Origin of the sequence: Streptomyces sp. NPDC102279 (assembly GCF_044766365.1) — a bacterium.
Lineage (GTDB): Bacteria > Actinomycetota > Actinomycetes > Streptomycetales > Streptomycetaceae > Streptomyces.
On the sequence record NZ_JBIWLU010000005.1, the window covers coordinates 538,983 to 553,343 of the forward strand.

Genomic DNA, 14,361 nt, shown 5'->3' on the forward strand with positions numbered 1-14,361 from the left:
GGAGCAGCACGCTCCTCGGACCGGGCCCTCGGCACGTCCGGGACCCGCCCCGCGACCGGGCCCGGCCCACCGGCGAGGCCCCGGCCGCTGGGCGGGAACACCGTGACGCGACCCGCCCGCCCCGGGGTGCGTCACGCTGGGTGACGGGCCCCGCGAGGAACGGCCACGCGAGAGTCGGCGCGGAGTCGTACGCTGGATACCCCCGGCCCGTCCCACGTGTCGGGCGCCTCGCGTTGCCCACTCCCCGGGATGGAAGCCCTTCATGAGCCTGCACGGTCTGCTCGACGCCGTCGTCAAGGACGCCGCCCTCAAGGAAGCGGTGAAGGCCGCCACCGACGGCAACCGGATGCACGTCGACCTGGTCGGCCCGCCCGCCGCGCGCCCCTTCGCGATCGCCGCACTGGCCCGGGAGGCAGGCCGCCCCGTCCTCGCCGTGACCGCGACAGGCCGCGAGGCCGAGGACCTGGCCGCCGCCCTGCGCTCCCTGCTCCCCCCGGAGGGCGTCGTCGACTACCCCTCGTGGGAGACGCTGCCGCACGAGCGGCTCTCGCCCCGGTCGGACACCGTCGGCCGCCGCCTCGCGGTGCTGCGCCGGCTCGCCCACCCCCGCCCCGACGACCCGGAGACCGGCCCGGTGTCCGTCGTCGTCGCGCCCGTGCGCTCCGTGCTGCAGCCGCAGGTGCAGGGCCTCGGCGACCTGGAGCCCGTCATCCTGCGCACCGGCCGCACCGCCGACCTCGGCGAGACCGCCGAAGCGCTCGCGGCAGCCGCGTACTCCCGTGTCGAACTCGTCGAGAAGCGCGGCGAGTTCGCCGTCCGCGGCGGCATCCTGGACGTCTTCCCGCCCACCGAGGAACACCCCCTGCGGGTGGAGTTCTGGGGCGACGACATCGAGGAGATCCGCTACTTCAAGATCGCCGACCAGCGGTCCCTGGAGGTCGCCGAACACGGCCTGTGGGCGCCGCCCTGCCGCGAACTGCTGCTCACCGAGGACGTGCGGCGACGGGCGGCGGAACTCGCCGCGGCCCACCCGGAGCTGGGCGAGCTCCTCGGCAAGATCGCCGAGGGCATCGCCGTGGAGGGCATGGAGTCCCTCGCCCCCGTCCTCGTCGACGACATGGAACTGCTGCTCGACGTCCTGCCCAAGGGCTCGATGGCCGTCGTCTGCGACCCCGAGCGGGTACGCACCCGGGCCGCGGACCTCGTGGCCACCTCGCAGGAGTTCCTCCAGGCGTCCTGGGCGGCCACCGCCGGCGGCGGCGAGGCGCCCATCGACGTCGGCGCCGCCTCGCTGTGGTCCATCGCGGACGTACGGGAGCGGGCGCGCGCGCTGGACATGATGTGGTGGTCCGTGTCGCCGTTCGCCGCCGACGGCGAACTCGCCGACTTCGCCCCGGGTGCGGCGGGGGACACCCTGAAGCTGGGCATGCACGCCCCCGAGACCTACCGCGGGGACACCGCCCGCGCGCTCGCCGACACCAAGGGCTGGCTGTCCGAGGGCTGGCGCGCCGTCTACGTCACCGAGGCGCAGGGCCCGGCCGCCCGCACCGCCGAGGTCCTCGGCGGCGAGGGTATCCCCGCCCGCCTGGACATCGATCTCACCGAGATCGGCCCCTCGGTCGTGCACGTGTCGTGCGGCTCCATCGACTACGGGTTCGTGGACCCGGCGCTCCGGCTCGCCGTCCTGACGGAGACCGACCTCTCCGGCCAGAAGGCGGCCGGCAAGGACGGCGCCCGCATGCCGGCCCGCCGCCGCAAGACGATCGACCCGCTGACCCTGGAGTCCGGCGACTACATCGTCCACGAACAGCACGGTGTCGGCCGCTACATCGAGATGGTGCAGCGCACCGTCCAGAGCGCCACCCGCGAGTACCTGGTGGTGGAGTACGCCCCCGCCAAGCGCGGCCAGCCCGGCGACCGTCTCTACATCCCCACCGATCAGCTGGAGCAGATCACCAAGTACGTCGGCGGCGAGGCCCCGACCCTGCACCGCCTCGGCGGCGCCGACTGGACCAAGACCAAGGCGCGCGCCAAGAAGGCCGTCAAGGAGATCGCCGCCGACCTGATCAAGCTGTACTCGGCGCGGATGGCCGCCCCCGGGCACGCGTTCGGCGCCGACACCCCCTGGCAGCGCGAGCTGGAGGACGCCTTCCCGTACGTGGAGACGCCCGACCAGCTCACCACGATCGCCGAGGTCAAGGACGACATGGAGAAGACGGTCCCGATGGACCGCCTGATCTGCGGCGACGTCGGCTACGGCAAGACGGAGATCGCGGTCCGCGCCGCGTTCAAGGCCGTCCAGGACGGCAAGCAGGTGGCGGTCCTGGTGCCCACGACCCTGCTGGTGCAGCAGCACTTCGGCACGTTCTCCGAGCGCTACGCGCAGTTCCCGGTGAACGTCCGCGCCCTGTCCCGCTTCCAGACGGACACCGAGGCCAAGGCGACCCTTGAGGGGCTGCGCGAGGGTTCGGTGGACCTCGTCATCGGCACCCACCGCCTGTTCTCCTCGGAGACCAAGTTCAAGGACCTCGGCCTGGTCATCGTCGACGAGGAGCAGCGCTTCGGCGTCGAGCACAAGGAGCAGCTCAAGAAGCTGCGTGCGAACGTCGACGTCCTGACCATGTCCGCGACCCCGATCCCGCGCACCCTGGAGATGGCGGTCACCGGCATCCGCGAGATGTCCACGATCACCACCCCGCCGGAGGAGCGGCACCCGGTGCTGACCTTCGTCGGCCCGTACGAGGAGAAGCAGATCGGCGCGGCGATCCGCCGTGAACTGCTGCGCGAGGGCCAGGTGTTCTACATCCACAACCGCGTCGAGTCCATCGACCGAGCGGCGGCCCGGCTGCGCGAGATCGTGCCCGAGGCGCGGATCGCGACGGCCCACGGCCAGATGTCGGAACAGGCTCTGGAGCAGGTGGTCGTCGACTTCTGGGAGAAGAAGTTCGACGTGCTCGTCTCGACGACGATCGTCGAGTCGGGCATCGACATCTCGAACGCGAACACGCTGATCGTGGAGCGCGGCGACAACTTCGGTCTCTCGCAGCTGCACCAGCTGCGCGGCCGGGTCGGCCGTGGCCGCGAGCGTGGCTACGCCTACTTCCTGTACCCGCCGGAGAAGCCGCTGACGGAGACGGCGCACGAGCGGCTCGCGACGATCGCCCAGCACACCGAGATGGGCGCGGGCATGTACGTGGCGATGAAGGACCTGGAGATCCGCGGCGCGGGCAACCTGCTCGGCGGTGAGCAGTCCGGGCACATCGCGGGCGTGGGCTTCGACCTGTACGTCCGCATGGTCGGCGAGGCCGTCGCGGACTACCGCGCCGCGCTGGAGGGCGGGGTGGAGGAGGAGCCGATGCTGGAGGTCAAGGTCGAGCTGCCCGTCGACGCGCACGTCCCGCACGACTACGCGCCGGGTGAGCGGCTGCGCCTGCAGGCGTACCGGTCCATCGCCTCCGCGAACACCGAGGAGGACGTCAAGGCCGTACGCGAGGAACTCGTCGACCGCTACGGCAAGTTGCCCGAGCCGGTCGAGAACCTGCTCCTCGTCGCGGGACTGCGGATGCTGGCGCGGAGCTGCGAGGTCGGGGAGATCGTCCTCCAGGGCAACAACATCCGTTTCGCGCGGGTGGAGTTGAGGGAGTCCCAGGAGCTGCGTCTCAAGCGCCTCTACCCGGGGACGGTCATCAAGCCGGCCGCCCACCAGCTCCTGGTCCCCCGCCCGAAGACGGCGAAGGTGGGCGGGAAGCCACTGGTCGGCCGCGAACTCCTCGGCTGGACCGGCGAGTTCCTCGCCTCGATCCTCGGGTCGTAGCCCGGCCCGGCGGCGGGAGCGCGCGGCCGGCCGTCCGCGACGGCCGGGCTCCCGCCGTCCGAAGGCCCAGCGCCTGTCGGCCTCGCGGCCGGTTCAGGGCCGGCCGGGGCGGAACAGCATGCCCGTCAGGGCGTGGAAGACCTCGTCGGGGTCCTGGTCGCCCACCGGGCCGTCCAGGTTGTGGCTGAGCAGGAGCGTGGCGAAGCCGTGGGCGAGTGACCAGGCCGCGACGCCGGCGAGCCGGGCGTCGTCCCCCCGGCCCTCGGCGGAGACCGAGGAGACGGCGGCGCGCAGCCGCTCGCCCGCGAGGGCCCTGGCCGCCGTCAGCTCCAGGTCGTTCCCGCGGAGCAGCTGCGGGGAGAACATGACCTGGAAGTGGGCGGGGTGCTCCCGCGCGAAGCGGACGTAGCGCACGCCCGCGTCCCGCAGGTCGTCGGCCGCGTCGAGCGCCGCCGCCAGCAGCGCGTAGCCCTCCGCCGCGATCGCCGTGAGCAGGCCGGTGCGGTCCTTGAAGTGGTGCGCGGGGGCGGCGTGCGAGACACCCGCGCGGCGGGCCAGGTCGCGCAGGCTCAGCGCCGCGGGCCCCTCGGCCGCGATGACGTCGAGCGCTGCGCCGAGGATGGCGCGCCGCAGGTCCCCGTGGTGATAGGGGCGCGCGGAGTCGCTGGGCGGGACGGGGCTCATGGGCAGCAGCGTACGCGGAATCTAGTCATTGACAAGTTGTGGCACGGTCGGGCAATCTTGTCGGTGTCAAGTTGTGGAGCGGGTCGTCACGTGACAAGGGGTGCGGTCATGTCGGGGAGCGTCAGCGGGATCGACGGGACGGATCGGTCCGAGGGGAGCGCCGGGGGTGGCGCGGTGGCCGCGGCGGAGGGGAGCGCCGGCGCGGGCGGGGTCGACCTCGGCCAGGTGCGTCGGCTGTGGCACCTGCTGGAGCCCCTGCACGCCGTGCTGTACTACGCGCCGGAGAGCTTCGAGGAGGCGGTCGCGCTCGGGTTCGGGACCGAGGAGCGCTGGCCCAGCTACTTCCCTTACCGTGCCGCCCCGTTGGGCCCCGTCGGGCCGGAGCGGGTGGCCTCCGCCTTTTACAGCTTCAGCCCGCGCATGGTCGGCGAACACGTCGAGTCGGCCTGGCGGACGGCGGGTCCGAAGGAGGTGCTCGCCGCGCGGGAACGATCCGTCGACCGGGCCTATCGGGCTCTGATGGGTGACGGTGTCGCCGGACCCGTGATGGCCGAGGCGGCGGCTCTGGCCCGGCGTGCGGCCGAGGCGGCCGACATGGCGGGCCGCCCGCTCGCCGCGGCCAACGCCGCGTTGGACTGGCCCGAGGCCCCGCACCTCCAGCTGTGGCACGCGGCGACGATCCTGCGCGAACACCGTGGCGACGGCCATCTCGCGGCCCTGCTCGTCGCCGGTCTCGACCCCGTCGAGTCCCTCGTCTCGTTCGCGGCGATCGGCGCGGCCCCGGTCGAGCGCTTCGAGAGCCGCGGCTGGAGCCCGCGGGAATGGGCGGCCGGCCGGGAGCGGCTCGCCGCCCGTGGCCTGGTGGACGAAAAGGGTGTCGCGACGGACGCCGGCCGTGCGCTGCGCCGCCAGGTCGAGGACCGCACCGACCAACTGGCCGCCGGGCCATGGCAGTCGATCGGTCCGGAGGCCGTCGAGTGTCTCGCGTCAGCGCTGGGCGAGTTCTGGGTGGCCGTCATCGGCTCGGGGCTGCTGCCCTCGGAGACGACGCTGGGGATCGGGAAGGTGTGAGACGTACGAGCCACCCGCGACCCGTCTCGCGTCCGGGCCGCGACGACGCCGGCCCCACCCGGTGGGACACCGTGGTGGGGCGGGACGTACGGGGCGCACGAGGCGGGTCAGGGCCATCGGTCGGTTCACACCGACCGTGGGATCACTGACCTGTTGGGGCCGTCCGAGACACCGTCACCTCGGTGCGCGGCGGACTGGCGAGGTCGGCCGGTGCCCGAGCGGGCACCGCTCCGGATATGGCTGTTGTCCGGGCCGGTCAAGACCTGTCAAGGCCGGTCGCGGTCACGGTCCATACCCATCGCGCCTTCGGCTTTGCCCTGCGCGTCGTCGACCTTGTCCGTGTACTTGTCGCCGGTCTTCTTGTTGACCTGCTTCTCCGCGGCGTCGGACATGTCCTTCGCCTTGTCCTGCGCCGCGCGGTTGCTCTTGAACCTGTCGAAGATGCCCATCCAGAGCTCCTTCCGGGGGTGACTCACCACCGACGATACGCCGGGCGTGCGCCAATTGCCCGTTGGGTCGGGTATGACCAGGGAGTAGGCCCCGATAGGTTGGGCAGAGGGGAAGCACGTCCGGGCAGGGCGGACCCGGGGAGGCGAAGGGGAGGGCGTTTGTCGTGCGTATGAGGGGTGGGGCGGCTGCTGCCGCGGCGGTGCTGATCGTGCTCGGTGCCGGGGTCAGCGGCTGCAAGAAGGACGCCATGGGTTCCGCGGGACCGCAGGAGACGGCGGGCGGTGGCGGTGGCGGAGCCGCGCTCTCCGCGGTGGACTCGCTCACCGTCAAGGGGCGCGCCCCCAAGACCGGTTACAGCAGGGAGCGGTTCGGTACGGCCTGGGCCGACACCGACTCGAACCGGTGCGACACCCGCGACGACATCCTCAAGCGGGACCTCAAGGACGTGAAGTTCAGCGACGGCAAGTGCAAGGTGTCGAACGGAGTCCTCGAACCGGACCCCTACGGCGGCAAGGACGTCACCTTCACCCGCGGGCGCAGCCTCGTCGACATCGACCACCTCGTCGCGCTCTCGGACGCCTGGCAGAAGGGCGCCAAGTACTGGGACGCGAGCAAGCGGATAGCGCTGGCCAACGACCCGCTCAACCTCGCCGCGGTCGGCGCGAGTGCCAACCGCAGCAAGGGCGACGGCGACACGGCGACCTGGCTCCCGCCGAACAAGGGCTACCGCTGCACGTACGTCGCGGGGCAGGTGGCCGTGAAGAAGAAGTACGGGCTGTGGGTCACCGCCTCCGAGAAGGCCGCGATGAAGAAGGTCCTGTCCGGCTGCTCCGGCCAGAAGCTCCCCTCGGGCGGCAATCCGACCGACGCCCCGAAGAGGTTCACCGCGAACTAGCGATCGTGCCGGGCGCCGTGCCGGTTGCGGGCCGGGTGCCGGACAGGTGCCGCACAAGGTGTCCGAGCCGGTCAGCTGCCGAGCTTGTCGATGTCGAGGACGTCGCCGGTCGGCTTGGCGGCGGGGACCGGCTTGTCGTAGTCGCCGAAGGTGATCGTGCCCGGGTCCTTCGCCGAGGTGCTGTCGACCCGCAGCAGGTAGGGCTTGCCCTTCGTGGCGACGTACAGGGTGTACCGGTCCTTGCCGTCCTTCTCGTGCAGGATGATCGCCTCGGTCCCGTCGACGGTGGTCGTCCTGCCGCGCGTGGCATTGGAGTTCACGTCCTCCGCGCCGGCGAGCACCGAGTCGAGGTCGCAGAAGCCCGCGATGTCCTTGGCGTCGGAGCCGGTCGCGGACATCTTGGTCCACTTGCCGGCCAGCATGTTCACGACCGCGTCCGTGTCGGCCTTGGAGTCGCCCTTGCCCTGGGCGCGCAGGAACGCCTCGTCGTACTTCATGTAGACGGTGTCGCCGGTCTTGATGAGATCGGCCTTGCCCTGGCCGCCCATGCCCAGCGTGCCGGCACAGTCGCCCTTCTTGCTGAGGGCCATGTCGATACGGATGGTGCCGCCGTCCTCGTCGTCGGGCACGTCGCCCTTCATCCGGAGTGAGGCGGCGCCGTTCGTGGCCTTCACGGCCCGGTCGGCGATCTCGCCCCCGGACAGACCGGCGAACGGACCCTTCGGCTTGCTGTCCGCCTTGGTCTCGCCGGGCAGGCAACCGGTGAGACCGGCGGTGGCCGCGGCGGCGAGGCAGAGAGCGGCAAGTGCGGTGCGACGCATAAGAGTTCCTTGGCGTGGTGTGGGTGGCGGTGTCGGCAAAGGCAGGGACGACCGGATCGCTCCGGCGGCCTGGCCGTTCGATGGGTCAATAACAGCAGAGCCTGTGAACCGAGTCAACACGGTTCACGGAAGAGGTTGTGTACACGCCTGTGAAGGGGTAGATCTTGCATGCGCCGGTATGCTCGGCGTCACACACCGGGACACCGAAATTCCGAAGCACCGAAATTCCGAAACACCGGAACTAACGGGACTACGGGAGTGCGGTGCGGGGGCGACGACGGGCCGCCGGGGTCACAGGGGGCGCCGACCAGAACGAGGGGAGCCGGGCGGGTGCAGCACAACGCGACAGAGGTGACCGCCGCCGGAATCGCACGGCTCGCCGGGGTCGGCCGCGCGGCCGTCAGCAACTGGCGCCGCCGCCACGCCGACTTCCCCAAACCGGTCGGCGGCACCGAGACCAGCCCCTCCTTCGCCCTCACCGAGGTCGAGGCCTGGCTGCGCGACCAGGGCAAACTCGCCGAGGTTCCGCTCCGCGAACGCGTCTGGCAGCAGCTCGCCGGTCACCCCGCAGGCCCCGTCACCGCCCTCGTCCACGCGGGCTGCGTGCTCCTGCTCATCCACGACCGCCCCACCGACTGGCTCGAACTGGGCGCAGGTTCCGACGAACGGCTCGCCGCGCTGCTGCCCGCCGCCCTCGACCAGGTGATCACCCCGAGGTTCGGCCCCCCGCGCGAACGCGCTGTGAACACCCCGGCCGGCCCGGAGCTGCTCACCTCCGCCCCCCTGCTGCGGGGCGCCGCCGAACTGGCCGCCGAGCTGGGCGCGCGGCAGACGTACGAGTTCCTGCTGGGACGCCACCTCGACGCCAACCCCCGTCAGTACACGCTCACCCCCGCCGGCCTCGCCACGCTGATGGCGGACCTCGCGGGACCGGCGCGCACCGCACTCGACCCGGCGTGCGGGACCGGCGCCCTGCTGCGTGCCGTGGCCGCCCGCCCCGGGCAGGAGCTGTTCGGGCAGGACAGCGCGCCCGAGCTCGCGGCGCTCTCCGCGCTGCGGCTGGCGCTCCAGGGCAAGGCCGCCGTGCGGACCGCCGCCGGGGACAGTCTCCGCGCGGACGCGTATCCCGCCCTCCGCGCCGACGTCGTGCTGTGCCACCCGCCGTTCAACGAGCGCAACTGGGGACACGACGAACTCGCCTACGACGCCCGCTGGGAGTACGGCTTCCCGGCCCGTACGGAGTCCGAACTGGCCTGGGTGCAGCACGCGCTGGCCCACCTCAAGGACGGCGGTACCGCGGTCGTCCTCATGCCGCCCGCCGCCGCCTCGCGCCGCTCCGGCCGCCGTATCCGCGCCGACCTGCTGCGCCGGGGCGCTCTGCGGGCCGTGATCGCGCTGCCGATCGGTGCTGCGCCCCCGTACAACATCCCGTTGCACGTCTGGGTGCTGCGCCGTCCCGAGAAGGCCCCCGCGCAGCCCGAGTTGCTGCTCGTGGACACCGGGGCGTCCGCCGGGGAGGGCCGCGCCTTCGACTGGGCCGCCGTGCGCGGTGCGGTGCTCGACGCGTGGCGGCCCTTCGAGCGCGCGGGCAGCGCGCGGGAGGAGCCGGGGTTCAGCCGTTCGGTGCCCGTCATCGAACTCCTCGACGACGACGTGGACCTGGCGCCGGCCCGCCATCTGCCGCCGGCCGCCGCGGGAGGCGGCTCCGAGCGGCTCGCGAGCGTACGCGAGGACCTCGGTGACACCCTGCGGCTCGCCGCCGGTCTCACGCCCCCCGAGGCGCGGCACACCCCCGCCGTGCGCTGGCCGCTCATCACCGTCGGCGAACTCGCGCGCGGGGGAGCCCTTCTGCTGCGCACGGGCGGAAGCAGTGCCCCCGCGCGCGCGAGGGTGCTCACCGACCACGACGTGCTCGCCGGGACCGCCCCCTCCGGCAGTCTCCCCGAGGGCGACGAGGAGACCGTGCCGGTCGAGGCGGGCGACGTCGTGGTCCCCGTGCTCGGGGGCGGTTCCGTCGCACGCGTGGTCGACGCGGACACGGCGGGGGCGGTACTGGGGCGCAACCTCACGCTCCTGCGCCCCGACCGGACCGCGCTGGACCCGTGGTTCCTGGCGGGCTTCCTGCGCGGCACCGCCAACAACCGGCAGGCCAGCAGCTACGCGTCCACCGCCACCCGGCTCGACGTACGGCGGCTGCACCTGCCGCGACTGCCCCTGGAGGATCAGCTCCTGTACGGCGAACGCTTCCGCGCCCTGGCCGAGTTCGAGGACGCGCTGCGGCGCGCGGGCCGTCTCGGGGAGCAGCTCGTACGGGGCATGTACGACGGCCTGACGGACGGGACGGTCGCCCCCGACTGACGCGCGCGGACGACGGCACGGCCGCTCAGGGCGGGCGGAACGGCGGCTTCCCGCACGAGCTCGCCGAGAGCGCCGGAACATGTGAAGTGATCAGCGCGACAACGGTTCGGTACAACCCGGGACCGGTTGTCCTTGTCGGCCTATACGCTCGGACTTCCAACTCGTACGTCCGTCCCCATCAGGCCTCCAGGAGCAGCCATGCACGGCCACGGCTACGCGCCGCCTCCGCCGAAGCGACCCCCGACCGGGCTGCTGGTCGTGCTGCGCGTGATCTTCGGAGCGCTGCCGCTCCTGAGCATCGGCTTCCTGGCGTGGGGGTCCACGCTGCGCGTCGCGCTGGTGACCCGCCGGCCCCTGGACTGGTGGATCTTCCTCGGTTCGCTCCTGGCGATGGGGATCAGCTTCGCCTACCTCAGCACCGACCACACCGACGACTTCAGCAGCCCGAACGGCAACGTCGGGATGATCATCCTGCTGCTCAACGCGGCGGCCTGCACCGGGTACTTCCTGTTCGCGGACATCCGCCACTACAGCCGGCTCACCCCGCCCGGCTACCCGGTGCCGCTCCACCAGGCCGCCCACCCCGGCCCGCACTACGGCTACCCGCAGACCGCCGCTTCGGGATCGCCGTACGGGACGCCGGTCCCGCACCAGCAGGGGCCCGTGGCGCAGCCGCCCGTCGTGCCGCCTCCGCCGCAGCGGCCCGCGCCCGTGCGGATCGACCAGGTGCGTGCCGAGCTCGACGAACTCAGCGACTACCTCCGCAAGCGCGACGGCCGCACCGACGGCGGGGACGGCAGGTGAGCGTGGCGACGGGCCGGGTGATCGCCGACCGCTACGAACTGTCCACGCTCATCGGCCAGGGCGGCATGGGCCAGGTCTGGACGGCCTACGACCAGCGCCTGGACCGGCGGGTCGCGGTCAAGCTGCTGCGCCCGGACAAGGTGGCGGGCCAGGAGGCCGACGAGCTGCGCCGCCGTTTCGTGCGCGAGTGCCGGGTGACCGCGCAGGTCGACCACCCCGGGCTGGTCACGGTCCACGACGCGGGCAACGCGGGCGAGGAGCTGTTCCTCGTCATGCAGTACGTCGACGGGGCGGACCTCTCCGACCACCTCGCCGAGCACGACCCCTACCCGTGGCAGTGGGCCGTCGCGGTCGCCGCCCAGCTGTGCGCCGTACTGAGCGCGGTGCACGCCGTCCCGATCGTGCACCGCGACCTCAAACCGCGGAACGTGATGGTCAAGCAGGACGGCACGGTCACCGTTCTCGACCTGGGCGTCGCCTCCGTCATGGACACCGACACCACGCGTCTGACGCACACCGGCTCGCCCATCGGCAGCCCCGCCTACATGGCCCCCGAGCAGGCGATGGGCGGCGCGGTCGGCCCGTACACCGATCTGTACGCGCTCGGTGTGCTGCTGCACGAACTGCTCAGCGGGGACGTGCCGTTCTCCGGTTCGACCGCGCTCGGCGTGCTGCACCGCCACCTGTACGAGCCGCCGCTGCCGGTGCGCCGGCTGCGCCCGGAGGTGCCGCCCGCGCTGGAGGACCTGGTGCTGCGCCTGCTGTCCAAGGACCCCCAGCACCGCCCGGGTTCCGCGCAGGAGACGTACGAATCGCTCCTCCCGCTGCTGCCGGCGCGCGGCATGCCCACCGGCGCCCCGCTGGACCCCACGCGGCCGTTCCTGCGCCCGCACGCCCCCTGGCCCGACCGGGCACGGACGCCCGCGTCCCAGCCGCAGGCCGCGCCCGCGGTGGAGAAGCCCGACGTGGCGGGCGCGGTGGACGAGGTGAAGCGGCTGCTCGGCGAGGGCCGCATCACGCAGGCCGTGGACATCCTCGGCTCGATCCTCCCGGCGGCCGCCGCCGAGCACGGGGAGCACTCTCCCGTGGTGCGCACCCTGCGCAAGCAGTACGCGGCCACGCTCATGGACGACGGCCAGTACCGCCGCGCCCTGCCCGAACTGCGCCGTCTCGCCGACGAACGCGCCTCCGAGGCGGGCCACGCCGACCCGCAGTCGCTGCGCTTCCGCTACGACGCCGCCCAGTGTCTGGAACAGCTCGGCGAACCCGCCGCGGCGCTGGCGGAGTACCGCGCGCTGCTGCCGTACTACGAGAACCAGTACGTCGCCGGGGACCCGGAGATCTCCCTCGAAGTGCGCCGCAGGATGGGCCACTTGCTGCTCGCGCTCGGGGACCGGGCCGCCGCCCACGACACGCTGGCCCGGCTCCTGCACGATGTGGACCGGCTGCGGGGGCCCGGGCACCCCATGGCGGGGGAGATCCGGCGCACGCTCCAGTGGCTCGGGCAGGTGCGGGGCTGAGCGGGCCCGGACACCGTTGACTTTGCGCCACCTTGGCCGAAGCTTGTGATGATCCGGATACGGGGTTTCCCGGACGGAGGGGGCGCGCCGGGTAGGTTGCCATCTCCCGTGCGCCACGCGCGCGTGCGCGCCCGCCGTCCGGACGCGCCGCGGCCGTGCGACCCACGCACCCGGCACACCGCACCGGCCCCACGGCCGTACCCGTCGTGCCGCTCGAACCGTCTTGCCAGTTGAACCAGTCGACCCAGTTGAACCATGGGGTGGGAATTTTCATGTCCAGCCATCGGCATTCCAAGAAGCGCAGATACGTGGCCTGGGCCGCGGCCGGTGCCGCGGTCGTCGCCGGAGCGGGGATCGCCGCGCAGAACTCGATGGCCGCGACCACGTGGCCCGCGCAGCGCACCTTCACCGGCCGCGCCTTCGACGCCTGCGCCGCGCCCTCGCTGTCCGCGATGAAGGCCTGGCACACCGGCTTCTACGGAGCCGCCGCCGTCTACGTGGGCGGCAGGAACCGCGGCTGCGCGCAGCCCAACCTGACCGCCTCCTGGGTGAAGTCGGTCAGCGCGCTCGGCTGGAAGCTGGTCCCGCTGTACGTCGGCGCGCAGCCGTCCTGCCAGACCGGGAGCAGCCCCGAGAAGATGACCGCCTCGACGGCCGCCTCGCTCGGCGCTAGCGACGGCGCGGACGCGGTCGCCAAGGCCTCGGCCCTCGGCATGAAGGCCGGCAGCCCGATCTACCTCGACATGGAGTCGTACGACGTCACGAACAAGGCGTGCAACGACGCCGTGCTGACGTACGTGCGGGCCTTCGACAAGACCCTGCACGCCAAGACGTACCGCACCGGCTACTACGGGTTCACCAGCTCCAGCGCCAAGGCGATCGCGACCGCGAGCGACAAGACGGACCTGCCGGGCAACCTCTGGTACGCGCTGTGGGACAAGCAGAACACCACGACGACCGACTGGCCGTGGGGTTCGACCCAGTTCACGAACCACAGCCGTGCGCACCAGTACATGGTCAACAGCAAGGAGACGCGCGGCGCCTACACGATCACCGTGGACCGGGACGCGTGGGACGCGCCCGTCGCGATCACGGGCTGATCGCGATGTGACGTGCGGCGGTGCCCGAAGTCGTCGTGAATCGTTGGTCGAATGGCTGGCCGGGAGGCCGGTCACTGCCTACCATCGATCACCGCAAGACTTTGTGCACCGCCGCACAATCTCCTCGGGAGGCTTCCTTGCACCGCCGCCGTCGCACCGCGCTCGTCCTCTCCGCCGCGATCGTCGCGGCGGCCCCCCTGCTCACCGCTTGCGGCAGTGACGCCCATCCCGGCGCGGCCGCGGTCGTCGGAGGCCGGCGGATCACCGTCGCGCAGCTGGAGAGCCGGGTGAACGAGGTGCGCTCGGCGCAGCGCGCCGCCACCAAGGACGAGGCGCAGTACGAGCAGGCCATCGCCAAGACCGGCACGCTCACCCGCGACACCCTGCACGGCATGGTCCTGGACCAGGTCCTCGACCGGGCGGCGAAGAACGAGGGGGTGAACGTGACCCGCAAGGACTCCCAGCAGATGCGGTCGGCCCTCGAACAGCAGGCGGGCGGCTCGAAGGCCCTGGAGACGGCCTGGCTGCAGAACTACGGGGTCGCGCCCAAGCGTCTCGACGACAGCCTGCGCACCGAGATCGAGGCGCAGAAGCTCGCCGCCGCGCTCGGCGCCGACATGAACACCACCGACGGCAAGGCCGTCTTCTGGAAGGCGATGTCGACCGCCTCGAAGCAGCTCCACGTCGACCTGAACCCGCGCTACGGCGCCTGGGACGTCCAGAAGAGCAGCCGGGTCGACGCGAAGACGCCGTGGCTGCGCGAGGTCACGTCGGCGGGGACCCAGCAGACGACGTGACCCGGGCGGGGGCGGCACCGGCCCCCGGGCAGGCCTGTGGACAACTT

General features: G+C 72.4%; 11 protein-coding genes. 8 read left to right on the forward strand and 3 right to left on the reverse strand.

Annotation, left to right across the window (positions count from 1 at the left end):
• The first annotated feature begins 262 nt into the window (after positions 1–262).
• On the forward strand, positions 263–3,814 hold the full coding sequence (mfd, locus tag ACIRQH_RS15230) for a transcription-repair coupling factor (RefSeq protein WP_388874396.1): 3,552 nt from the start codon (positions 263–265) through the stop codon (positions 3,812–3,814).
• Between the two features lie 93 nt (positions 3,815–3,907).
• On the opposite strand, the gene ACIRQH_RS15235 is transcribed toward mfd, so the two are convergent.
• The gene (locus ACIRQH_RS15235) at positions 3,908–4,498 is read right to left on the reverse strand and encodes a TetR/AcrR family transcriptional regulator (RefSeq protein ID WP_404226085.1); all 591 of its coding nucleotides are present in this window, start codon (positions 4,496–4,498) and stop codon (positions 3,908–3,910) included.
• 108 nt (positions 4,499–4,606) lie between these two features.
• Here ACIRQH_RS15235 and ACIRQH_RS15240 point away from each other — a divergent pair, with 108 nt between their 5' ends.
• A complete protein-coding gene (locus tag ACIRQH_RS15240) occupies positions 4,607–5,569 on the forward strand; it encodes a hypothetical protein (RefSeq protein ID WP_404226086.1) in 963 nt (320 codons plus the stop codon).
• A gap of 266 nt (positions 5,570–5,835) precedes the next feature.
• On the opposite strand, the gene ACIRQH_RS15245 is transcribed toward ACIRQH_RS15240, so the two are convergent.
• Positions 5,836–6,018: an Rv0909 family putative TA system antitoxin gene (locus tag ACIRQH_RS15245; protein WP_164370925.1), complete on the reverse strand. Its 183-nt coding sequence runs from the start codon at positions 6,016–6,018 to the stop codon at positions 5,836–5,838.
• A gap of 170 nt (positions 6,019–6,188) precedes the next feature.
• Between ACIRQH_RS15245 and ACIRQH_RS15250 the strand changes: the two genes are divergently transcribed.
• Positions 6,189–6,914 carry an HNH endonuclease family protein gene (locus ACIRQH_RS15250; protein WP_404226175.1) on the forward strand — a complete coding sequence of 242 codons (726 nt, stop codon included), beginning with the start codon at positions 6,189–6,191 and terminating at the stop codon, positions 6,912–6,914.
• Between the two features lie 71 nt (positions 6,915–6,985).
• Here the strand turns inward: ACIRQH_RS15250 and ACIRQH_RS15255 are convergent, their stop codons facing one another.
• On the reverse strand, positions 6,986–7,735 hold the full coding sequence (locus tag ACIRQH_RS15255) for a hypothetical protein (protein WP_388930774.1): 750 nt from the start codon (positions 7,733–7,735) through the stop codon (positions 6,986–6,988).
• Between the two features lie 330 nt (positions 7,736–8,065).
• Between ACIRQH_RS15255 and ACIRQH_RS15260 the strand changes: the two genes are divergently transcribed.
• The 5 genes from ACIRQH_RS15260 (at position 8,066) to ACIRQH_RS15280 (ending at position 14,314) form a co-directional block, all read left to right on the forward strand.
• Positions 8,066–10,093 carry an N-6 DNA methylase gene (locus tag ACIRQH_RS15260; protein WP_388874384.1) on the forward strand — a complete coding sequence of 676 codons (2,028 nt, stop codon included), beginning with the start codon at positions 8,066–8,068 and terminating at the stop codon, positions 10,091–10,093.
• Positions 10,094–10,291: 198 nt separating this feature from the next.
• Positions 10,292–10,897 carry a hypothetical protein gene (locus ACIRQH_RS15265; protein ID WP_358817560.1) on the forward strand — a complete coding sequence of 202 codons (606 nt, stop codon included), beginning with the start codon at positions 10,292–10,294 and terminating at the stop codon, positions 10,895–10,897.
• Between the two features lie 38 nt (positions 10,898–10,935).
• Positions 10,936–12,417 (forward strand): serine/threonine-protein kinase, encoded by a 1,482-nt coding sequence (locus ACIRQH_RS15270; protein WP_358817607.1) that lies wholly within the window; start codon positions 10,936–10,938, stop codon positions 12,415–12,417.
• A gap of 272 nt (positions 12,418–12,689) precedes the next feature.
• Complete coding sequence (locus tag ACIRQH_RS15275; protein WP_358817561.1) at positions 12,690–13,517, forward strand: glycoside hydrolase domain-containing protein; 828 nt, start codon at positions 12,690–12,692, stop codon at positions 13,515–13,517.
• Between the two features lie 137 nt (positions 13,518–13,654).
• The gene (locus ACIRQH_RS15280; protein ID WP_404226088.1) at positions 13,655–14,314 is read left to right on the forward strand and encodes a SurA N-terminal domain-containing protein; all 660 of its coding nucleotides are present in this window, start codon (positions 13,655–13,657) and stop codon (positions 14,312–14,314) included.
• Positions 14,315–14,361 lie beyond the last annotated feature (47 nt).

Excerpts from the sequence above, each read along its gene's own strand:
- mfd (WP_388874396.1), top strand. The coding sequence starts at position 263 with ATGAGCCTGCACGGTCTGCTCGACGCCGTCGTCAAGGACGCCGCCCTC.
- ACIRQH_RS15235 (WP_404226085.1), bottom strand. The coding sequence starts at position 4,498 with ATGAGCCCCGTCCCGCCCAGCGACTCCGCGCGCCCCTATCACCACGGG.
- ACIRQH_RS15240 (WP_404226086.1), top strand. The coding sequence starts at position 4,607 with ATGTCGGGGAGCGTCAGCGGGATCGACGGGACGGATCGGTCCGAGGGG.
- ACIRQH_RS15245 (WP_164370925.1), bottom strand. The coding sequence starts at position 6,018 with ATGGGCATCTTCGACAGGTTCAAGAGCAACCGCGCGGCGCAGGACAAG.
- ACIRQH_RS15250 (WP_404226175.1), top strand. The coding sequence starts at position 6,189 with ATGAGGGGTGGGGCGGCTGCTGCCGCGGCGGTGCTGATCGTGCTCGGT.
- ACIRQH_RS15255 (WP_388930774.1), bottom strand. The coding sequence starts at position 7,735 with ATGCGTCGCACCGCACTTGCCGCTCTCTGCCTCGCCGCCGCGGCCACC.
- ACIRQH_RS15265 (WP_358817560.1), top strand. The coding sequence starts at position 10,292 with ATGCACGGCCACGGCTACGCGCCGCCTCCGCCGAAGCGACCCCCGACC.
- ACIRQH_RS15275 (WP_358817561.1), top strand. The coding sequence starts at position 12,690 with ATGTCCAGCCATCGGCATTCCAAGAAGCGCAGATACGTGGCCTGGGCC.